The following is a 21,075-nucleotide window of genomic DNA, read 5'->3' on the forward strand; positions in this document are numbered from 1 at the left end:
GTGCTCAGATCCTGGGGCTGCTCCGCAGCCCTTTCGCGACTCAAGGCCGCTCCTACACTGACCGCGTAGACGGCATCGATATGTGGATGGGCGAGCGCTGTGGGGTGGCGATAGCCTGCGATGCGCCGCCAAGGCGGCGCCCGATTTGAGCAGCAGCACAACTCTTACGCACTGCGCTCCAGCAAATCATGCAACTCGACAAACTGCTGGGTGAGCTTGTGCCGTGGTTCCAGGTGAATCAGCGGCAAGCTGGCGTGGTGCGACTCGCGCATCTTCACGGAACTGGTCAGGTACACCGGCAACACCGGCAAACCCTCGGCCACTAGCTCGTCGAGCATCTGTTGGGGCAGGCTGGCGCGGGCCTGGAACTGGTTGACGACGATGCCTTCTACCTCCAGCTCCTCGTTGTGGTCTTCCTTGAGCTCGTCGATTTCGGCGAGCAGGCCATACAGCGCCTGGCGCGAGAAGCTGTCGCAATCGAAGGGTATCAGTACGCGATCAGCGGCAATCAGCGCCGAAACCGCATAAAAATTCAAGGCAGGCGGCGTATCGATGTAGATCCGGTCGTAGTCTTCGTCCAGCTCTTCAAGCAGTTTGCGCAGCTTGTTGATCTTGTGCTTGGCCTCAAGCTTGGGCTGCAGGTCGGCAAGCTCCGCCGTGGCCGTGACCACATGCAGGTTGTCGAACGGGGTTTCGTAGATATCGACCTTGTTCTTCTTCGAAAACGGGCCGCTGGACAGCGACTGCTTGAAAAAGTCGGCGATCCCCATGGGGATATCGTCGCCGGTAAGGCCGGTCAGGTACTGGGTCGAATTGGCCTGGGCGTCCAGGTCGATCAGCAGGGTCCGGTAGCCTTCACTGGCACTCACCGCTGCGAGATTACAGGCAATGCTCGACTTGCCTACGCCACCTTTCTGATTGAAAACCACGCGCCGCATGTCAGACCTCCGTGTATCAACGAATGCCCGAGTATGTGAGCAGTACCGGTGTTTAGCCAGCACCTTCGGGCGCATCCTGCCCCGCCAGCAACGCGGCAAAGGCATTGGCCATCGCCGAGCCCGGTGCTTCGCGGCGTACCAGCCAAACCGCCGTCATGGCCTGCTCGTCGAGCAAGGTGCGGTACACCACCCCATCGATGCGCATGCGCTGGAACGACGCCGGCAACACCGACACCCCAAGCCCCGCCGACACCAGCCCGATAATGGTCATCGCCTCGCCCGCCTCCTGGGCAAAGTGCGGGCTGAACCCGGCCTGGCGCGCCAGGCTCAGCAGTTGCGCATGCAAGCCACTGCCGTAGCTGCGAGGGAAAAACACGAACGGCTCGTGGGCCAGCGCCTGCATGTACAGGCCCTGCTCGCTGCCCGCTGCCAGCGGGTGCGAAGCGTTGAGCACGGCGACCAGCGGCTCGCGGAACAGCTCGGTACAGCGGATGCCCTCGGGCAATGGCAGGGGGCGCATCAAGCCCACCTCGATCGACTCGTCGAATACCGCCTGCACCACGTCGCGGCTGCTCATTTCCTTGAGGTTCAGGTGCACCGAGGGAAAGCGCTGGCGAAAGGCATGGATGGCACGGGGAATACGTGAGGTGAACGGTGCTGAGGAGGTGAAGCCGACCTTCATCTCGCCCAGCTCACCCAACTGCGCTCGTCGCGCCACATCTGCGGCTTTGTCTACCTGCGCCAGCACCTGCCGGGCCTCGTCGAGGAACAGCCGGCCTGCCTCGCTCAGCTCGACCCGGCGGTTGGTGCGCTCGAACAGGCGTGCACCCAGCTCTTGCTCAAGGGCCTGGATTTGCTGGCTCAGGGGAGGCTGCGAGATACCCAGTTGCTGGGCAGCACGGCCAAAGTGCAGCTCCTCGGCCACGGCGATGAAGTAGCGCAGGTGACGCAGTTCCATGCTTGCTCCAAACAAGTCGTAAAACGTCTTAAACAGGTCGAACAATATATTGGATGCAATCGTTAGTGAGCTATATGATTTTTCCATCGCAGCACCTGGCCCCGCGCCCGAGGTAAAACCCGTGAGATCCGCCGTAGCTCCCCTGCCCCTTCAAGCTGAACCCGCCCGCAGCGATATCTGGATCGAAAAAGGCACCCCCGCATTCATGAAGACCGTGCTGGCGCTGTTCAGCGGCGGTTTTGCGACCTTTGCCCTGCTCTACTGCGTGCAGCCGATGATGCCGCTGTTATCACAGGAGTTCGCCATCAATGCCGCGCAGAGCAGCCTGGTGCTGTCGGTGGCCACCGCCATGCTCGCCTTTGGCCTGCTGATCACCGGCCCTATATCCGACCGCATTGGGCGCAAGCCGGTGATGGTGTTCGCCCTGGCCTGCGCCGCGCTCGCCACGCTGGCCAGTGCAGTGATGCCGAGCTGGGAGCTGGTACTCGCCACGCGCGCGCTGGTCGGCCTGTCGCTGAGCGGCCTGGCGGCGGTGGCAATGACCTACCTGAGCGAAGAGATCCACCCACAACACATCGGCCTGGCGATGGGGCTGTATATCGGTGGCAATGCCATCGGCGGCATGAGCGGGCGGCTGATTACCGGCGTGCTGATCGACTTCGTCAGCTGGCACACGGCGATGCTGGTGATCGGCGGCCTGGCCCTGGTGGCAGCGGCGGTGTTCTGGAAAGTGCTGCCTGAGTCGCGCAATTTCCGCCCCCAGGCCATGAACCCGCGCAGCTTGCTCGATGGCTTCGTCATGCACTTCAAGGACGCCGGCCTGCCGTGGCTGTTCCTTGAAGCCTTCCTGCTGATGGGGGCCTTCGTCACCCTGTTCAACTACATTGGCTACCGGCTGCTGGCCGGGCCCTACCATATGAACCAGGCACTGGTCGGCCTCCTCTCGGTGGTGTACTTGTCGGGCATTTACAGCTCGGCGCAGGTAGGCGCCCTAGCGGACAGGCTAGGCCGGCGCAGGGTGTTCTGGGTAAGCATCGTGGTGATGGCTGGCGGCATGCTGATGACCCTGGCAAGCCCGCTTTCGATGATCATCGTCGGCATGCTGGTGTTCACCTTTGGCTTCTTTGGCGCGCACTCGGTGGCCAGCAGCTGGATCGGCCGCCGCGCGCTCAAGGCCAAAGGCCAGGCGTCGTCGCTGTACCTGTTCTGCTATTACGCGGGGTCGAGTGTGGCGGGTACGGCGGGCGGGGTGTTCTGGCACCACTGGGGCTGGAATGGCATCGGGCTGTTTATCGGCAGCCTGTTGGCGGTGGCGTTGCTGGTGGCGCTGCGGCTGAGCCGGTTGGCGCCTAAAGCATCCTGAAACTTCGTTACGCGGCCCGTGTAGGAGCGGCCTTGTGCCGCGAAGGGCTGCGGAGCAGCCCCTGGATATCCGCGTGATGCATAAATCCCGGGCCTGCTTCGCAGCCCTTTCGCGACACAAGGCCGCTCCTACACGAGGACGCGTCGCCTGTGGTTCAATCCGCGATCAGTTGATGATCTCGACGATGTCCACATCCACTTCACGGCTCATCAGGTGCTTTTCCACCTCGCCGGTCAGCTTGACCTTGGTCTTGTCGTTGAACGGGGTTGGCGGGAGGTCTTCGTTATCGATCTCGACAGTGATGGTGCCGGTGCTGTCCTTGAACTCGTATTTGTCGTCGTTGTTGATCTTCTTGATCACGTAGCCCTGCAGCACGACTGGAGTATCGTCAGCGGCTTTGTTGGCGGCAGCAACGGTGGTCACGGACTCGGCGCCTGGGCCTGTGTAGCTGGTAGCCAAGGCAGCGGTGCTGAACAGAGGGGCGAGAATGAGCGCGAGGTAGCGAGTTTTCATGATGATCGGTCCTGTTTGCGTTTTGATGGCCACAGATTACCGACGATCGCTGAATTGAAGCTTAATCCAGCCACAAGCCCGGTGCCGCTTGCGCAAGATCACGCAGAAGCGGCCCGGGGCGCTGCTGGTTTACGGGTGATACTTCGCCGACAACTCGTGCACGGCATTGATAAACACCCCGGCGTGCTCCGGGTCCACCTCAGGGGTGATGCCGTGGCCAAGGTTGAACACATGGCCGCTGCCATGGCCGTAGCTCTCCAGAATGCGCGCAACTTCCTTGCGGATGGCCGCAGGGTTTGCGTACAGCACGGTCGGGTCCATGTTGCCTTGCAGGGCAACCTTGTCACCGACACGGCGGCGGGCATCGCTGATTTCACACGTCCAGTCCAGGCCCAGGGCATCGGCACCGGCTTCGGCAATGCTCTCCAGCCACATGCCGCCGTTCTTGGTGAACAGAATGACCGGCACTTTGCGCCCGTCATGCTCGCGGATCAGGCCGCTGACGATCTTGCGCATGTAGGCCAGGGAGAATTCCTGGTATGCCGCCGCCGACAGGTTGCCGCCCCAGGTATCGAAGATCTGTACCGCCTGGGCACCGGCCAGGATCTGGCCGTTGAGGTAGCTGGTGACCGACTGGGCAAGCTTGTCCAGCAGCAGGTGCAGGGCCTCGGGGTTGTCGTAGGCCATGGCCTTGGTTTTACGGAAGTCCTTGGAGGAACCGCCTTCGACCATGTAGGTAGCCAGGGTCCACGGGCTGCCGGAGAAACCGATCAGCGGCACGCGACCATTGAGCTCGCGCCGGATGGTGCTGACCGCGTCCATCACGTAACCGAGGTCTTTCTGCGGGTCGGGGATGGGCAATGCTTCGATGTCTGCCAGGGTGCTGACGACCTTCTTGAAACGCGGGCCTTCGCCGGTTTCGAAGTACAGGCCCAGGCCCATGGCGTCGGGGATGGTGAGGATGTCCGAGAACAGGATCGCGGCGTCCAGCGGGTAGCGCTCCAGCGGCTGCAGGGTGACCTCGCAGGCGAACTGCGGGTTCATGCACAGGCTCATGAAGTCGCCGGCCTTGGCACGGCTGGCGCGATACTCCGGCAGATAGCGGCCGGCCTGGCGCATCATCCAGACCGGGGTGACGTCTACGGGTTGCTTGAGCAGCGCACGCAGGAAACGATCGTTCTTCAGGGCAGTCATGTCGGCATCCGGAAAAAAAGTGCGGGCATTTTCTCAGACGCGAGCACAAAAGGCACGGCCATGGCCATGCGTTTTGTCTATTGGATGCTTTGGGTCAAGCGTTCTTGTACACAAGGCCGCTCCTACAGTACCGCGACCCCTCAGACTTCCAGGTAGTCCAGGATGCCTTCAGCAGCCGTACGGCCTTCGAAGATCGCCGTCACCACCAGGTCCGAGCCACGCACCATGTCGCCACCGGCAAACACTTTCGGGTTGCTGGTCTGGTGCTTGAACTTGCCTTGCTCGGGCGCTACCACGCGGCCCTGGCTGTCCATCTGGATGCCATGCTGCTCGAACCACGGCGCCGGGCTCGGGCGGAAGCCGAAGGCGATCACCACGGCATCGGCCGGGAGGATTTCTTCGGAGCCCGGGATCGGCTCAGGGCTGCGGCGGCCACGGGCATCCGGCTCGCCGAGACGGGTCTCGACCACCTTCACGCCTTCAACCTTGTCCTCGCCAACAATGGCGATAGGCTGGCGGTTGTAGAGGAACTTGACGCCCTCTTCCTTGGCGTTCTTCACCTCTTTGCGCGAGCCAGGCATGTTCGCCTCGTCACGGCGATAGGCACAGGTTACCGCCTTGGCGCCTTGGCGAATCGAGGTGCGGTTGCAGTCCATCGCGGTGTCGCCGCCGCCGAGTACCACGACCTTCTTGCCCTGCATGTCGACGAAGTCTTCCGGCGACTTTTCAAAGCCCAGGTTGCGGTTGACGTTGGCGATCAGGAAGTCCAGCGCATCGTGAACACCTGGCAGGTCTTCACCCGGGAAGCCACCCTTCATGTAGGTGTAGGTGCCCATGCCCATGAACACCGCATCGTACTCGGCCAGCAGCTGCTCCATGCTGATGTCGCGGCCAATCTCGGTATTGAGGCGGAACTCGATGCCCATGCCGGTGAACACTTCGCGCCGATTGCTCAGCACGGTCTTCTCCAGCTTGAACTCAGGAATACCGAAGGTCAGCAGGCCACCGATCTCGGGGTTCTTGTCGAACACCACCGGGGTGACCCCGGCGCGCACCAGCACGTCGGCACAGCCCAGGCCAGCAGGGCCGGCACCGATGATGGCGACACGCTTGCCGGTCGGCTTGACCTTGGACATGTCGGGGCGCCAGCCCATGGCGAAGGCGGTGTCGGTGATGTACTTCTCGACCGAGCCGATGGTCACGGCGCCAAAACCGTCGTTCAGGGTGCAGGCACCCTCGCACAGACGGTCTTGCGGGCACACGCGGCCACACACTTCAGGCAGGGTGTTGGTCTGGTGCGAAAGCTCCGCAGCCGCCAGGATGTTGCCTTCGGACACCAGCTTCAACCAGTTGGGGATGAAGTTGTGGACCGGGCATTTCCATTCGCAATACGGGTTACCGCAGCCCAGGCAACGGTGCGCCTGCTCCACGGACTGCTGCGGCTTGAACGGTTCGTAGATTTCCACGAACTCCTTCTTGCGCTGGCGCAGCAGCTTTTTCTTCGGGTCTTTACGCCCCACTTCGATGAACTGGAAGTCGTTGCTCAGACGTTCAGCCATTTTTCAAAACCTCTTTACAGCAGCTGCAAGCGATTAGCTGCAAGCCACAAGACGATCACTTAAGCCGGGCAAACCTCGAACTGCTGTTACTTGCAGCTTGAGGCTTGCCACTTGCAGCTGTTTTTACTGCGGGTTGGCACGTGTGCTGGACAACAGTTGCTTGAGGTTGGCCGCCTTCGGCTTGACCAGCCAGAAGCGCCGCACATAGTCGTCCAGGTTCTCGGAGAGCTCACGCCCCCACTCACTGCCAGTCTCGTCTACATACTCGCCCAGGACCCGCGCCAGATGGCTACGGTAGGCCTCCATCGCCTCCCCACTGATGCGCTGGATTTCCACCAGCTCGTGGTTGAGTTTGTCGACAAAGGAGTTATCCATGTCGAGCACGTAGGCGAAACCGCCCGTCATGCCAGAACCGAAGTTGTAACCGGTCTTGCCCAGAACGCAGACAAAGCCGCCGGTCATGTATTCACAGCAGTGATCGCCGGTGCCCTCGACCACAGCGTGGGCGCCGGAGTTACGTACAGCGAAGCGCTCGCCGGCAGTACCTGCGGCAAACAGCTTGCCGCCGGTTGCGCCGTACAGGCAGGTGTTGCCGACAATGGCGCTGTGCTGGGTTGCGAACGGGCTGCCAGCAGGCGGCACGATGGTGACCTTGCCACCGGTCATGCCTTTGCCGACGTAGTCGTTGGCATCGCCTTCCAGGTGCAGGTTCAGGCCACCGGCGTTCCACACGCCGAAGCTCTGCCCGGCAGTGCCCTTGAAGCGGAAGCTGATCGGCTTGGCCGCCATGCCCTGGTTGCCGTACAGACGGGCGATTTCACCCGAGATACGCGCGCCGATGGAGCGGTCGCAGTTGCAGATGTCGAGGCTGAACTCGCCACCGGCCTGGTCGCGGATGGCCGGCAGGGCCATTTCGACCATCTTCTCGGCCAGCTCGCCCTTGTCGAACGGCGGGTTGTTTTCCACTTCGCAGAACTGCGGCTTGTCGGCCGGAATGTGAGAGCTGCCCAGCAGCGGGCTCAGGTCGAGGTACTGCTGGCGCTCGGTGTCACCTGGCAGCACGTCGAGCAGGTCGGTGCGGCCGATCAGCTCACCCAGGCTACGCACGCCAAGGCGCGCCAGCCATTCACGGGTTTCTTCGGCTACGAAGGTGAAGAAGTTGATCACCATATCGACGGTGCCGATGTAGTGGTCCTTGCGCAGCTTGTCGTTCTGCGTGGCAACGCCGGTGGCGCAGTTGTTCAGGTGGCAGATACGCAGGTACTTGCAGCCCAGGGCGATCATTGGCGCGGTGCCGAAGCCGAAGCTCTCGGCGCCGAGGATGGCTGCCTTGATCACGTCCAGGCCGGTTTTCAGGCCGCCGTCGGTCTGTACCCGTACCTTGCCGCGCAGGTCGTTGCCGCGCAGGGTCTGGTGGGTTTCAGCCAGGCCCAGTTCCCACGGGGCGCCAGCGTACTTGATCGAGGTCAGCGGCGACGCGCCGGTGCCGCCATCGTAGCCAGAAATGGTGATCAGGTCGGCATAGGCCTTGGCCACGCCTGCGGCGATGGTACCAACGCCGGCCTCTGCAACCAGCTTGACCGACACCAGCGCCTGCGGGTTGACCTGCTTGAGGTCATAGATCAGCTGCGCCAGGTCTTCGATCGAGTAGATGTCGTGGTGCGGCGGCGGCGAAATCAGCGTGACGCCCGGCACTGCATAACGCAGCTTGGCGATCAGGCCGTTGACCTTGCCGCCAGGCAGTTGCCCGCCTTCGCCGGGCTTGGCGCCCTGTGCAACCTTGATCTGCAGCACTTCGGCGTTGACCAGGTACTCGGGGGTGACGCCGAAGCGGCCGGTGGCCACCTGCTTGATTTTCGAGCTGCGGATGGTGCCGTAGCGCGCCGGGTCTTCACCGCCTTCACCGGAGTTGGAACGCGCACCCAGGCGGTTCATCGCCTCGGCCAGGGCTTCGTGAGCCTCTGGCGACAACGCACCCAGCGAGATACCGGCCGAGTCGAAGCGCTTGAGGATTGCCTCCAGCGGCTCGACCTGCTCCAGCGCCAGCGGCTGTTCGGCCTCTTTGACTTTCAACAGGTCGCGGATCATCGACACCGGGCGCTTGTCGACCAGCGTGGTGTATTCCTTGAACTTGGCGTAGTCGCCCTGCTGCACAGCGGCCTGCAGGGTGTTGACCACGTCCGGGTTGTAGGCGTGGTATTCACCGCCATGCACGAACTTGAGCAGGCCGCCTTGCTGGATCGGCTTGCGCGCGCTCCAGACTTCGGCGGCGAGCAGCTTCTGGTCGTTTTCCAGGTCGACGAAACGCGCGCCCTTGATGCGGCTGGACACGCCCTTGAAGCTCAGGCCAACCACTTCCTCGGCCAGGCCAATGGCTTCGAACAGCTGCGCGCCACGGTACGAGGTAATGGTGGAGATACCCATCTTCGACAGGATCTTCAGCAGGCCCTTGGAGATGCCTTTGCGGTAGTACTTGAACACCTCGTCCAGATCGCCCAGCACTTCGCCGGTGCGGATCAGGTCGGCCAGCACCTCGTAAGCGAGGTACGGGTACACCGCCGAGGCGCCGAAGCCCAGCAGCACGGCAAAGTGGTGTGGGTCACGGGCAGTGGCGGTTTCGACCAGGATGTTGCTGTCGCACCGCAGGCCCTGCTCGGTCAGACGGTGGTGCACTGCACCCACGGCAAGCGAGGCATGCACCGGCAGTTTGCCCGGCGCGATGTAACGGTCGCTCAGCACCAGCTGGGTCTTGCCGCTGCGCACCGCTTCTTCGGCCTGATCGGCGATGTTGCGGATGGCAGCTTCCAGGCCGACGCCTTGCTCGTAGTTGAGGTCGATCAGCTGGCGGTCGAAGCCTTCGCGCTCCAGGTTCATCAGCGAACGCCACTTGGCGGGCGAGATCACCGGGGAGCTGAGGATAACCCGCGAGGCGTGCTCTGGGGATTCCTGGAAGATGTTGCGCTCGGCGCCCAGGCAGATTTCCAGCGACATCACGATCGCTTCGCGCAGCGGGTCGATCGGCGGGTTGGTGACCTGGGCGAATTGCTGGCGGAAGAAGTCGAACGGCGAGCGCACGCGCTGCGACAGCACCGCCATCGGCGTGTCGTCACCCATCGAACCGACCGCTTCCTGGCCCTGCTCGCCGAGTGGGCGCAGTACCTGGTCACGTTCCTCGAAGGTTACCTGGAACATCTTCATGTATTGCTTGAGCTGGTCAGCATCGTAGCTGGCCGCGCCCTGGTCATCGGTCAGCGTCGCCTGGATACGCGTGGCGTGCTGACGCAGCCAGCGCTTGTAGGGGTGGCGCGACTTCAGGCGGTTGTCGATGGCATCGGTGTCGAGGATCTGCCCGGTCTCGGTGTCCACGGCGAGGATCTGCCCTGGGCCGACACGGCCTTTGGCAACCACGTCTTCAGGCTGGTAGCCCCACACGCCGATTTCCGAGGCGATGGTGATGTAGCCGTTGGTGGTGGTGACCCAGCGCGCCGGGCGCAGGCCGTTGCGATCGAGCAGGCACACCGCGTGGCGGCCTTCGGTCATGACGATACCGGCCGGGCCGTCCCACGGCTCCATGTGCATGGAGTTGTATTCGTAGAAGGCGCGCAGGTCGGCGTCCATGGTCTCGACGTTCTGCCATGCTGGCGGCACCAGCATGCGCACGCCACGGAACAGGTCGATGCCGCCGGTCACCATCAGCTCCAGCATGTTGTCCATGCTCGAAGAGTCGGAACCGACGCGGTTGACCAGCGGGCCGAGCTCTTCGAGGTCGGGGATCTGGTCGTTGGCGAACTTGGTGCGACGGGCCATGGCCCAGTTGCGGTTGCCGGTAATGGTGTTGATCTCGCCGTTGTGGGCGAGGAAGCGGAACGGCTGCGCCAACGGCCATTTCGGCAGGGTATTGGTGGAGAAGCGCTGGTGGAACACGCAGATTGCGGTTTGCAGGCGCTCGTCACTGAGGTCTGGGTAGAACGCCGCAAGATCGCGCGGCATCATCAGGCCTTTGTAGATGATGGTCTTGTGCGAGAAGCTGCAGATGTAGTGGTCGGCGTCGTGGGCGTTGGCCACGGACGAGCGGCGACGGGCACTGAACAGCTTGATCGCGAATTCCTGATCGCTCAGGCCTTCGCCGCCAATGAACACCTGTTCGATCTGCGGCAGGCGCTCAAGGGCCAGGCGGCCCAGCACGCTGGTGTCGATCGGAACCTTGCGCCAGCCAACCAGCGCAAGGCCGGCGTTGGCGATTTCGCGGTTCATGTTGGCGCGCGCAGCTTCGGCTTTGACCGGGTCCTGGTTGAAGAACACCATGCCGACGGCGTACTGCTTGGGCAGCTCGACGGCAAAGTGTTCCTGGGCCATGGCACGCAGGAATTGATCGGGCTTCTGCATGAGCAGACCGCAACCGTCGCCGGTCTTGCCGTCGGCGTTGATACCGCCGCGGTGGGTCATGCAGGTCAAGGCCTGCATGGCGGTTTGCAGAAGGTGGTGGCTCGGTTCGCCCGTCATATGGGCGATCAGGCCAAAACCACAGTTGTCCTTGAATTCTTCGGGATGGTACAGACCTGTTTTCATAGACACTTTCTCACCAGGTTCACCTCTCAACCGGAGGCAAATCTCTTTTTTAACAACCACTTACCATCCACGCCGATCAAACGCCAGCTTTTTTGCGGTGGCCATGGAAAACCATTGTTGCACAGCGACAGCGATGCCCACAAATTTTCATGTCTCACCATTGAAAATTTATGTCGCAATTTTGAATGTTTTTGCGCCATTAGCCGTGATAGCGGCTTGGCTTGAGTCTGAAGCGTTTCAGCCATGACTGCAAGGAAGGGCTTGTGGCCGGCAGTCTGGGACAGAAAAGCCTGCCGCGCTCAGGCGCAGCAGGCTAGTTGAAAGCTGGAAGTCGCTCAGCAACTGGGCGGCGGGGGTGATGCCGCCCGGAAGGTTATCAGCGGGCCGTGGCCAGCTCTTGTTGGACGCTGCCGACGGTACGTGGCCAAGGTTTACCAGCCTGGACCTTGGCTGGCAAGTTCTTGATGGCAGCAGCAGCGGCGTCACGGCTGGCGAAGTTGCCATAGGTGACTACATAAAGCGGCTTGCCCTGCAGATTTTTACGGAAGTAGCGATAGTCGCCACCCTGCGCCTTGACGAACGCCTGGGCCGACGCTTCGGAGCTGGTACCAAAGATCTGCACCACGTAATTACCGGCTTTCTGGCCGCTGTACCAGCTGCTGTTGCCAGCGCCGCCAGCTGCGGGTTTTTCTGCAGGCTTGGCTGAAGCGACCTGGGTTGGCGCGGCTGCCGGCTTGGCAGGTGCAACCGGCTTGACTGGCTGGGTTGCGACCGGTTTTTGCGCTGGCGCAACCGGCGTTGTTGTCACAGGTTGTGCCGGAGTCGGCGCAGCGCTTGCCGTGGCGCCTTGCGGCGGGGCAATGGTGGTCACGGTTGGCGGCACGGCGGCAGACGGTGCCGACGGCTGTAGCTCGGTGTTGCCTGCTGGGCCGGCTTCATCACCTTCACCCATGCCGGCGGCCTGGGCCAGCGGCTCGCGCATGACCGGTTGCGACTGGCCGACCAGCGGCAGCGGCATTGGCTGCGAGGAGCCGGAGAATTCGATATTGGGCGCGCCATTGCCCTGTTGCCCCAATGGCAGTTGGGCCTGGGCAGCAGGCGCCTCGGTCGGCGCCTTGTCGCCCTTCTTCGGCATCAGGACTGCTGCGCCAACGGCGACCACGACCACTGCAGACAGCGCAAGCACGTGTTTCTTAGGCATTTTGAACCCCATGGATGGTCGCTTGACCGTGGTGCGGCTGGCGATCATGGCTTCGATCAAGGTATCGCGGGCAACCTGGTTGATGGTCCCAGGCCACCCGTCGGAGTTTTCGTGGATGTCGGCGATCTGCTCGCGGGTGAACACGTCGATACCCCGGCCAGCCCCTTCCAGGCGCTGCTCCATGTACTCGCGCGTTTCATCCTCGCTGTAGGGTGCCAGTTCGATGACATGGAAGCGCTCTTCCTCGAACTGCAACTCGTCCAGCGCGGCAATCAGCGACGGCTCACCGAACAGGAACACGTGCGGACGCCCTTCCGCGACGCCTGCCGCCAACTCCAGCAACGCTTGGAGTGCCGAGTCATCAAGTTGTTCCGCATCGTCTACCAGCAAGTAGACTTCCTGGCCGGTCAGCGCCAGTTGCACCACCTGCGAGAGGATCGGCTGTACCGCGGCTTCGCCGACGTTCAGCGACTGCGCGACCTGGCCCAGTACACCGGCAGCCCCCACCGCGCCACGCGCGGAAATCACCACGCTTTGCACCGACTGCTTGTTGGTGCTGGCCACCAGGGCCTGGCGCAGCAGCGTCTTGCCGCTGCCCACAGGGCCGGTAACCACCAGCATCAGCTGGCTGTAGCGCGCCAAGTGGTGCAATTGCCCAAGCACCGGCTTGCGCTGGGCGGGGAAGAACTTGAAGCCAGGCACTCGCGGTGCGAATGGATCATGGCTCAGCTGGTAATGATCGAGAAACGCCTCATCGGCATGCAGACTGGTCATTGCGTTGTCACAACCTCAAAGCTGGGCCACGATCGCGCGGTAATCCGCTGCCAACGTGGCCTGAAGAACCTCTGTCGGATAGTCGTCAGTGACGACGGCTTCGCCCATCTGGCGCAACAGCACCAGGCGCAGGCGCCCATCGAGCACTTTTTTGTCGACCGCCATATGCTCCATGAAATGCGCCGGGGTCATTTCCTGTGGTGGCACCACCGGCAATCCTGCATCCTGCAGCAGGCGAATTCCGCGATCGCGCTCGGGCTGGTCGATCCAGCCAAGGCGCATCGACATCTCCAGGGCCATCACCGTACCCGCTGACACCGCTTCGCCGTGCAGCCAGACGCCGTAACCCATGTGTGTTTCGATGGCATGGCCAAACGTATGGCCAAGGTTGAGCGTGGCGCGCACACCGGACTCGCGTTCATCGGCACCGACCACTGCGGCCTTGGCGGCGCAGGAGCGGCGGATGGCCTCGGTCAGTGCCACGCTGTCCAGGCCGCGCAGGGCCTGCATATTGTCTTCGAGCCAGCCGAGAAACGGCTTGTCGCAGATCAGACCGTACTTGATGACCTCGGCAAGGCCTGCCGACAGCTCGCGAGCGGGCAGCGTCTTGAGGGTGGTGGTGTCGATCAGCACGGCGTTGGGCTGATAGAACGCACCCACCATGTTCTTGCCCAGCGGGTGGTTGATGCCCGTCTTGCCACCCACCGAGGAGTCGACCTGTGACAGCAGCGTGGTCGGCACCTGGATGAAGTCGACGCCACGCTGGTAGCAGGCAGCGGCAAAACCGGCCATGTCGCCGATTACGCCGCCCCCGAGGGCAATCACGGTGGTGCGCCGGTCATGGCGCGCGGTCAGCAGCGCATCGAAGACCAGTTGCAGGGTTTCCCAGTTCTTGAAGGCTTCGCCGTCGGGCAACACCACTGGCAGCACCGACCGGGCGCCCAGGGCCTTGCTCAGACGCTCCAGGTACAGCGGAGCGACGGTTTCGTTGGAAACGATGGCGACCTGCCGGCCGGCGATATGCGGCGCCAGCAGCTCGGGCTGGTCCAGCAGGCCCTCGCCAATGTAGATGGGGTAGCTACGCTCGCCCAGGTCGACCTTCAATGTCTGCATGTGTCCCCACAATGTACTTGGGCGCGGTGCCATCAATGCAGCAGCGCGCGGTGACGTTCAACCCCGTCTCGGCGTTGGTCGCCGAGCATAGACCCCCGCTTAGCGGGGCGGCAACCTGTGCAACTGATCGAGGATTTCGAGCACCACCATGCGCGGCGGCCGTTCGTCGGTTTCCACGATCACATCGGCGATTTCGCGATACAGCGGGTCGCGCGCTTCCAGCAAGGCACGCAAGGTGGCCTCTGGGTTGGCGGTGCGCAGCAGCGGCCGGTTGCGGTCGCGGGCAGTGCGCCCGACCTGCTGTTCGACCGAGGCGTGCAGGTAGATAACCCGCCCGCCAGCGTGCAGCGCGGCGCGGTTGGCAGCACGCATGACTGCACCGCCGCCCGTGGCCAGCACTACGCCGTCGAGTTCGCAGAGCTCGGCGATCATCGCCTGCTCACGGTCACGAAAGCCCGGCTCGCCTTCCTTGTCGAAGATCCACGGGATATTGGCGCCGGTCCGCAGCTCGATTTCCTTGTCGGAATCTTTGAACAGCAGGCGCAGCTCTTTGGCCAACAGGCGCCCGATGGTGCTCTTACCGGCACCCATGGGCCCTACAAGTATCAAATTTCGCACAGAATCAACGACTCACAGCAATCGCCTGGTCACTCATGATACGCGGAGTCAGGAAGACCAGCAGCTCGGATTTTTTCTCTTGTAATGCATCGCGTCGAAACAGCCGCCCAACATACGGCAGATCGCCAAGAAATGGCACCTTGTCCACCACATTGTTCTGCGACGTCGAGTAGACGCCACCAATCACAATGGTCTCGCCATCATCCACACGAACCTTGGCGTTTACCTCGTTCTTGCGGATCGGCGGCACATTGTTCAAGGCATTGACGAAATCGGGCTCATCCTTGGTAACCCGCACCGCCATCAGCACCTTGCCGTCCGGGGTGATCTGCGGCGTCACCTCAAGCGATAGCGAGGCCTCGCGAAAGGAAATGGAGGTGGCGCCGCTTTTAGTGGTTTCCTGGTAGGGCACCTCGGTGCCTTTGAGAATGCGCGCGGTTTCCTTGTCGGCGGTGACTACCTTGGGCTGGGAGATAATCTCGCCGTTACCGCTTTTTTCCATGGCACTGAGCTCAAGGTCCAGCAGCACATCGCTGCGCAACAAACCAACGCCCAGCGCGGAGCTTGCGCGATCCACCCCCAGGTCAACGAACAGGTCGCTGCCAAGGCGCGCGCCTTGCCCATAAAGGTTGCGACCCCAACGCACACCTAACGCCCGCTCGTAATCCACCCCCGCCTCGACAATGCGCGCCTCGATCATGACTTGGCGCACAGGCACATCCAGCTCGGTGACAAGCTTGCGGATTTCGACCAGCCGGCTCGCCGGCTGCGCGACCACCAGCGTATTGGTGCGTGCATCCACGCTGATGCTGCCGCGCCCGGCCAGAATGCCATCATCGGCCAGGCTGGCCAGCAGCAGCTCGGCCAGCTCCCCGGCCTTGGCGTGATGGATGGCGATCAGTTCGCGCCGCACAGGCTCCTGCTCCAGGTAGACGCCCTGCCCCGCCAGCTCGGCAAGCGGCGCCACCAGCATGACGCCACCCTCCATGCGCCGCCCCAGGCCTTTGCTGCGCAGCACCATGTCCAGCGCCTGCTCCCACGCCACCTGCTCAAGGCGCAGGGTGATGCGGCCCTGTACGGTATCGCTGGCCACCAGGTTGATGCCGGCAAAATCGGCCATTACCTGCAACACCGAACGTACATCCACATCCTGGAAGTTCAGCGACATGGGTTCAGCCTTCGATAGCCCCGCCTTCGAGCCCGTCGACAGCATCAGCAGCAGTGTCAGCATTGCGAGTTTCAACGTCATCCATGACCTCCCCTTGCGCACCCGTCACGAGTGCCAGAAACCGTGACCGCTCCTGCCAGCCGCCGGCGATATAAAGCCGCTCGCGCACTTCCATTTGCTGCGCATCGATTCGCACCACACGCCCATCATCGCGGCCAAGGCGCTGGCCTTCTTGCACCCGATGCAGCCGCCCTGCCGCCTGCACCAGGGCCTGATGACGGCCGTCGCGCGACAAGCTGCCCACCATGGCCAGTTGTTCCAGCGGCATGCGCCCCAGCCCGCCATCGGGTTCGCTGAATGACCATGGCTTGAAGGGGTCGAATGGCCTGCGCACGACCACCGCCTGCGCGGGGTCATCAGCGAGCGAAGCCGGGGCCGGCAGCGCCTCTGCGGCGCGGTACACCTGCAGGTGCAACTGCGCAGTAACCAGGCCTTGCGAGTTATCCACACCCGCCAGGCTGATACGGGTGACCTGCAACAGACGCAACCGCCGCAGGCTCTGCTCGACCCACGCGCGCAGCGACGGGTAGTGGCCCACCACCTGGATATCCAGCGGCAGGCGGTGATAGCCAGGGCCAGGCTGCTGCTCGGCCAGCACATCGACGCGCTCGAAAACCAGCCCATGCTCGTGCCCCGACAGGGCCAACTGGTCCAACAGGTCGCTCATGCCCTCCCCTGCATCGAGCCGCCAGCGCGCCTCTTGCAGCATCTGCCGGGCCCGCTGCAACGCCAGGCGCTCGCCGTCAAGCTCGACCAATTCCGTCCTGCGCTCGGCAAGGCTTTGCAACGCACTCTGTTCAAGCACCTGGGCCTCACGCAGCTGCTGCCCGGTTTCGCGCAAAACCGAGGCCCAGCCGACAGCGCCGACTGCCAATATCGACAGCGCCAGCGCCGACACCCTGAACAGACGCGAACGCACGACCAACCCACGCCAATCCAGTGCCAGCAGCGCTTTCACGGGGCAGGCACCTGAGCCAGCAGCAGAAACTCATCGCCCGTTGCCCGCTGGCGCAAAAACACCACTTCAAGCCCTGCGGCAACGCCTCTTGCCTCAAGCTCGCGCATCAACTGCGCGACCACCGATGGCGACGCTGCCAGCCCGCCCAGGCGCAGCCTGCCGGCTTCCAGGCTCAGCTCGGTCAACTGCGCACCGCTGGGCATGCTGTGCTCCAGGCCCTCAAGCAAATCAGACAGCACAGATTGCCCGGCCCTGAGCTGGGCCAGCGCCCTGTGCTCGGCAAGCACCGTTTCGCGCTCGGTACGCAGTTCAGCGCCTGCCGCCAACTGGGCGTCCAGCGCACTCAACTGGGCCTGACTTTCAACCAATGCTGCAAACTGCCGCGCCAGCCGCGCCCGCGCCATTTGGTCGAGCAGCAGCATAGCCAGGAGCGCCACAACCAGGCTGGCAACCACACCGCATTGAAAACGCCGCACCGCCGACGCGCGCTGACGCTCGCGCCACGGCATCAGGTTGATGCGAATATTCATCGCAGCCCTCCCATGGCCAAGCCACAGGCCAATGCCATGCCTGGGGCAGCACCCAGTCCCGCTGGCAGCACGGCCAGGCGGCAGGCAATACCCAGCCGCTGTGTCAGGCGCTGGGCACCGGCGGTGTCGGCGCCATCACCGGCGAGCACCACGCCTTGCAACTGCCCGCAGGCGGCCCCCAGCAAACGCGCCAGCTCATCGACCCAGCACGAGGCAGCGCCAAGCGGTAGTTGCTGACGTGTAGGCAACAGGCTTTGCGCCCAGAGATGCAGCACCAGCTTGTCTGCCTCCAGCTGCACCAGCGCCCAGCCGGCAGCGTCCTCGGCCAGCAACGCCCGGCGCAAGGCGAAGCTGTCGACCTCCATGGCTACCAGCTCCAGACCCGCCTCGCCAAACAGTGCTTCAAGGGGTTCAAGCTGGCTTTGCCGACACCCGGCTACCACCACATCCACCAAGCCGGGATCGCAGCGGGATGCGCCGACCACCTGGAAATCCAGGGCCAGATCATCGATGGGGAATGGAAACAACTGGTCTGCCTGGCCAAGCAGGTGGGTCTCGATGTCCTGCACGTGGGTGCCCTGGGGTAACTGGCACAGCTTGCAGATGACCTGCGAGGCAGGCAGCGCCAAGGCAACCTTGCGCTGGGCCGTGGCGCAGCGACGGTGGGCCTGCACCAGCGCTTGCGCCAGTTGCGCACCACCGCCCGGTGCGGCCAGCGCCTGACAGGCCCAGCCGGTGACCTGGCAACGGCCGCGATGGCGGCGGACCTGCAGCATTTTTATGGCATTGGCGGTGATTTCTACCCCCAACAATGAACCGGCATCCCTGCCAAGCCGTCCAAGCATGTCATGTTGCTCCCTGATCGCCCGCAACCGCTGCTGCCATGGCAGCAGGCAGCGGTGGCGAGGGCCCGCCGGCTAACCCGGCAGGGCGAAAACTGCTTATAATGGCCGGCGTTTTTTCCTGTCCGCCGGCCCGCGTGCAATCCACCCCTCAACCTGGACACCCAAAAGCCTTGATACGCCTGCTGAAGTTCTTCTGGTGGTCTTTTGTCGCAGTCATCTGCGCGCTCGTACTCGGTGTGAGCGGTGCGTTTCTGTATCTTAGCCCCAACCTCCCGTCGGTCGATTCGCTCAGAAGCGTCCAGTTGCAAATCCCGCTGAGGGTGTACAGCAGCGACGGCAAGCTGATTGCCGAGTTTGGCGAAATGCGCCGCTCGCCAATCAAGTTCCAGGAAATTCCCCCACAGTTCATACAGGCGCTTCTGTCAGCCGAGGACGATAACTTCCTCAACCACTACGGCGTCGACCCGAGCAGCCTGATGCGCGCCGCGACGCAACTGGTCAAGTCCGGGCACATCCAGACCGGCGGCAGCACCATCACCATGCAGGTGGCGAAGAACTTCTTCCTCTCCAGCGAACGCAGCTTCTCGCGCAAGACCAACGAGATTTTGCTGGCCCTGCAGATCGAGCGTGAGCTGACCAAGGACGAGATCCTCGAGCTCTACGTCAACAAGATCTACCTGGGCAACCGCGCCTACGGCATCGATGCCGCTGCGCAGGTGTACTACGGCAAGTCGATTCGTGACGTCAGCCTCGCGCAAATGGCGATGATCGCCGGCCTGCCCAAGGCGCCGTCGCGCTTCAACCCACTGGCCAACCCGGTGCGCGCCAAAGAACGTCGCGACTGGATTCTCGGGCGCATGTACAAGCTCGGCAAAATCGACCAGGCCAGCTACCAGACCGCCCTCGCCGAGCCGCTGAACGCCAGCTATCACGTGCCGACCCCGGAAGTGAACGCGCCCTACGTCGCCGAAATGGCCCGTGCCGAAATGGTTGGCCGCTATGGCAGCGAGGCCTACACCGAAGGTTTCCGCGTCACCACCACGGTGCCGAGCGACATGCAACAAATCGCCAACAGCGCGGTGCTCAACGGCCTCTCCCAATACGATGAACGCCATGGCTACCGCGGCCCTGAGTCGCGCTTCCCGGGTAAAACCCGCGCCGCGTGGCTGCAAGAGCTGGCCAAGCAGCGCCCGCTGGGCGGCCTCGAGCCTGCCATCGTCACTGAAGTGACTAAAACCGGGCTGAAAGTCATGACCCGCAGCGGCCTGGAAGACACTGTCGCCTGGGACACCATGAAGTGGGCACGGCCGTTCCTGAACACCAATTCCATGGGCCGTATGCCGCAGTCGCCTGCCGACGTGGCACAGGTCGGCGACCTGGTACGCCTGCAACGCCTGGAAGACGGCAAGCTGAAGTTCAGCCAGGTACCGGGCGCGCAGAGCGCACTGGTAACCCTCGACCCCTACAACGGCGCTATCCGTGCACTGGTGGGCGGCTTCTCGTTCGAGCAGAGCAACTACAACCGCGCCATGCAGGCCAAGCGCCAGCCGGGCTCGAGCTTCAAGCCGTTCGTCTACAGCGCGGCCCTCGATAGCGGCTACACCGCCGCCAGCCTGGTCAACGACGCGCCCATCGTGTTCGTCGACGAATACCTGGACAAGGTCTGGCGCCCGAAGAACGACACCAACACCTTCCTTGGCCCGATCCGTATGCGCGAAGCGCTGTACAAGTCGCGCAACCTGGTTTCGATCCGCCTGCTGCAAGCCATGGGCGTTGACCGCACCATCGACTACATCGCCAAGTTCGGCTTCAACAAGCAGGACCTGCCGCGCAACCTGTCGCTGGCGCTGGGCACTGCGACGCTGACGCCGATGGAAATCGCCACCGGTTGGAGCACCTTCGCCAACGGCGGTTACAAGATCAGCCCGTACCTGATCCAGCAAATCGACAGCCGCAGTGGCGAGACCCTGTTTGTCGCCAACCCGCCGAGCGTGCCGCAGGGCAATCAGGACCAGGCCGGCACTGCCGCCCCCGAGCAGCCAATCAGCGTTGCGCCAATGCCAGGCGAAAGCGCCCCGGCCCAGGCAGCGCAGGTTCCGGCAGTCGCCGAGCGCATCGTCGACGGGCGGACCACCTACATCCTCACCAGCATGCTGCAGGACGTGATCAAGCGCGGTACCGGCCGCCGGGCCATGGCCTTGGGCCGCAACGACCTGGCAGGCAAGACCGGCACCACCAACGAGTCGAAGGACGCCTGGTTCTCCGGTTACAACGCGGACTACGTGACGACTGTCTGGGTCGGCTTCGACCAGCCAGAAACCCTGGGCCGGCGCGAATACGGCGGCACCGTGGCGCTGCCGATCTGGATGGACTTCATGGGCCCGGCGCTCAAGGGCAAGCCCGAGCATGCCCCGGCTGAGCCGGAAGGCATTCTCAGCCTGCGGGTCGACCCGGTCAGTGGCCGCGCGGCCACCCCGAGCACGCCGAATGCCTACTTCGAGCTGTTCAAAGCCGAGGATTCGCCGCCATCGGTGGACGAACTGGGCAACGGTTCAGCCCCTGGCAGCCCGCTGCCAGCGGACGAAGCCGCGCCGATGGATCTGTTCTAAGCCACAGGCAACACTGCCTGGTGTAGGAGCGGCCTTGTGTCGCGAAAGGGTCGCGCAGCGGCCCCGAGATTTTGGCCTCATGCAAAATCGCCGGGGCCGCTGCGC

Annotated in this window: 15 protein-coding genes; 2 read left to right on the forward strand and 13 right to left on the reverse strand. The window is 63.3% G+C overall.

Annotation, left to right across the window (positions count from 1 at the left end; all coding sequences use genetic code 11):
• Nucleotides 1-164 precede the first annotated feature (164 nt).
• Together HU720_RS19955 and HU720_RS19960 are read right to left on the reverse strand one after the other, a co-directional pair.
• A complete protein-coding gene (locus tag HU720_RS19955) occupies nucleotides 165-938 on the reverse strand; it encodes a ParA family protein (protein ID WP_186522084.1) in 774 nt (257 codons plus the stop codon).
• Nucleotides 939-990: 52 nt separating this feature from the next.
• The gene (locus tag HU720_RS19960) at nucleotides 991-1,896 is read right to left on the reverse strand and encodes a LysR family transcriptional regulator (RefSeq protein ID WP_186522088.1); all 906 of its coding nucleotides are present in this window, start codon (nucleotides 1,894-1,896) and stop codon (nucleotides 991-993) included.
• A 121-nt stretch (nucleotides 1,897-2,017) separates the two neighbouring features.
• Here HU720_RS19960 and HU720_RS19965 point away from each other — a divergent pair, with 121 nt between their 5' ends.
• On the forward strand, nucleotides 2,018-3,259 hold the full coding sequence (locus HU720_RS19965; RefSeq protein WP_186522090.1) for an MFS transporter: 1,242 nt from the start codon (nucleotides 2,018-2,020) through the stop codon (nucleotides 3,257-3,259).
• A 165-nt stretch (nucleotides 3,260-3,424) separates the two neighbouring features.
• Here HU720_RS19965 and HU720_RS19970 read toward each other — a convergent pair whose 3' ends face one another.
• The 11 genes from HU720_RS19970 to pilM all read right to left on the reverse strand — a co-directional run bounded on the left by HU720_RS19970 (nucleotide 3,425) and on the right by pilM (nucleotide 18,361).
• On the reverse strand, nucleotides 3,425-3,772 hold the full coding sequence (locus tag HU720_RS19970; protein ID WP_186522096.1) for a NirD/YgiW/YdeI family stress tolerance protein: 348 nt from the start codon (nucleotides 3,770-3,772) through the stop codon (nucleotides 3,425-3,427).
• Nucleotides 3,773-3,901: 129 nt separating this feature from the next.
• Nucleotides 3,902-4,966, reverse strand: a complete 1,065-nt coding sequence (gene hemE, locus HU720_RS19975) for a uroporphyrinogen decarboxylase (RefSeq protein ID WP_186522097.1) — start codon at nucleotides 4,964-4,966, stop codon at nucleotides 3,902-3,904.
• Nucleotides 4,967-5,106: 140 nt separating this feature from the next.
• Complete coding sequence (locus tag HU720_RS19980) at nucleotides 5,107-6,525, reverse strand: FAD-dependent oxidoreductase (RefSeq protein ID WP_186522098.1); 1,419 nt, start codon at nucleotides 6,523-6,525, stop codon at nucleotides 5,107-5,109.
• Nucleotides 6,526-6,648: 123 nt separating this feature from the next.
• Entirely contained in the window at nucleotides 6,649-11,094 is a 4,446-nt protein-coding gene (gene gltB, locus HU720_RS19985; protein ID WP_186522103.1) for a glutamate synthase large subunit, read from the reverse strand.
• Between the two features lie 376 nt (nucleotides 11,095-11,470).
• Entirely contained in the window at nucleotides 11,471-13,069 is a 1,599-nt protein-coding gene (locus HU720_RS19990; RefSeq protein ID WP_186522105.1) for an AAA family ATPase, read from the reverse strand.
• Nucleotides 13,070-13,084: 15 nt separating this feature from the next.
• On the reverse strand, nucleotides 13,085-14,182 hold the full coding sequence (gene aroB / locus HU720_RS19995; protein ID WP_186522107.1) for a 3-dehydroquinate synthase: 1,098 nt from the start codon (nucleotides 14,180-14,182) through the stop codon (nucleotides 13,085-13,087).
• 99 nt (nucleotides 14,183-14,281) lie between these two features.
• Complete coding sequence (gene aroK, locus HU720_RS20000; protein WP_186522116.1) at nucleotides 14,282-14,800, reverse strand: shikimate kinase AroK; 519 nt, start codon at nucleotides 14,798-14,800, stop codon at nucleotides 14,282-14,284.
• Between the two features lie 4 nt (nucleotides 14,801-14,804).
• Nucleotides 14,805-16,013 carry a type IV pilus secretin PilQ gene (pilQ, locus tag HU720_RS20005; protein ID WP_186522140.1) on the reverse strand — a complete coding sequence of 403 codons (1,209 nt, stop codon included), beginning with the start codon at nucleotides 16,011-16,013 and terminating at the stop codon, nucleotides 14,805-14,807.
• The gene (locus tag HU720_RS20010) at nucleotides 15,973-16,986 is read right to left on the reverse strand and encodes a pilus assembly protein PilP (RefSeq protein WP_186522119.1); all 1,014 of its coding nucleotides are present in this window, start codon (nucleotides 16,984-16,986) and stop codon (nucleotides 15,973-15,975) included. The genes pilQ and HU720_RS20010 overlap by 41 nt, the downstream gene beginning before the upstream one ends.
• Entirely contained in the window at nucleotides 16,983-17,516 is a 534-nt protein-coding gene (locus tag HU720_RS20015; RefSeq protein WP_186522128.1) for a PilN domain-containing protein, read from the reverse strand. Before HU720_RS20015 ends, HU720_RS20010 begins: the two co-directional genes overlap by 4 nt.
• Complete coding sequence (gene pilM / locus HU720_RS20020) at nucleotides 17,513-18,361, reverse strand: pilus assembly protein PilM (protein WP_186522130.1); 849 nt, start codon at nucleotides 18,359-18,361, stop codon at nucleotides 17,513-17,515. The genes HU720_RS20015 and pilM overlap by 4 nt, the downstream gene beginning before the upstream one ends.
• 170 nt (nucleotides 18,362-18,531) lie before the next feature.
• Between pilM and HU720_RS20025 the strand changes: the two genes are divergently transcribed.
• On the forward strand, nucleotides 18,532-20,970 hold the full coding sequence (locus tag HU720_RS20025) for a penicillin-binding protein 1A (RefSeq protein ID WP_186522131.1): 2,439 nt from the start codon (nucleotides 18,532-18,534) through the stop codon (nucleotides 20,968-20,970).
• The last annotated feature ends 105 nt before the right edge of the window (nucleotides 20,971-21,075 follow it).

The sequence above is a fragment of the Pseudomonas sp. SWRI51 genome, from assembly GCF_014268825.1.
Taxonomy (GTDB): domain Bacteria; phylum Pseudomonadota; class Gammaproteobacteria; order Pseudomonadales; family Pseudomonadaceae; genus Aquipseudomonas; species Aquipseudomonas farsensis.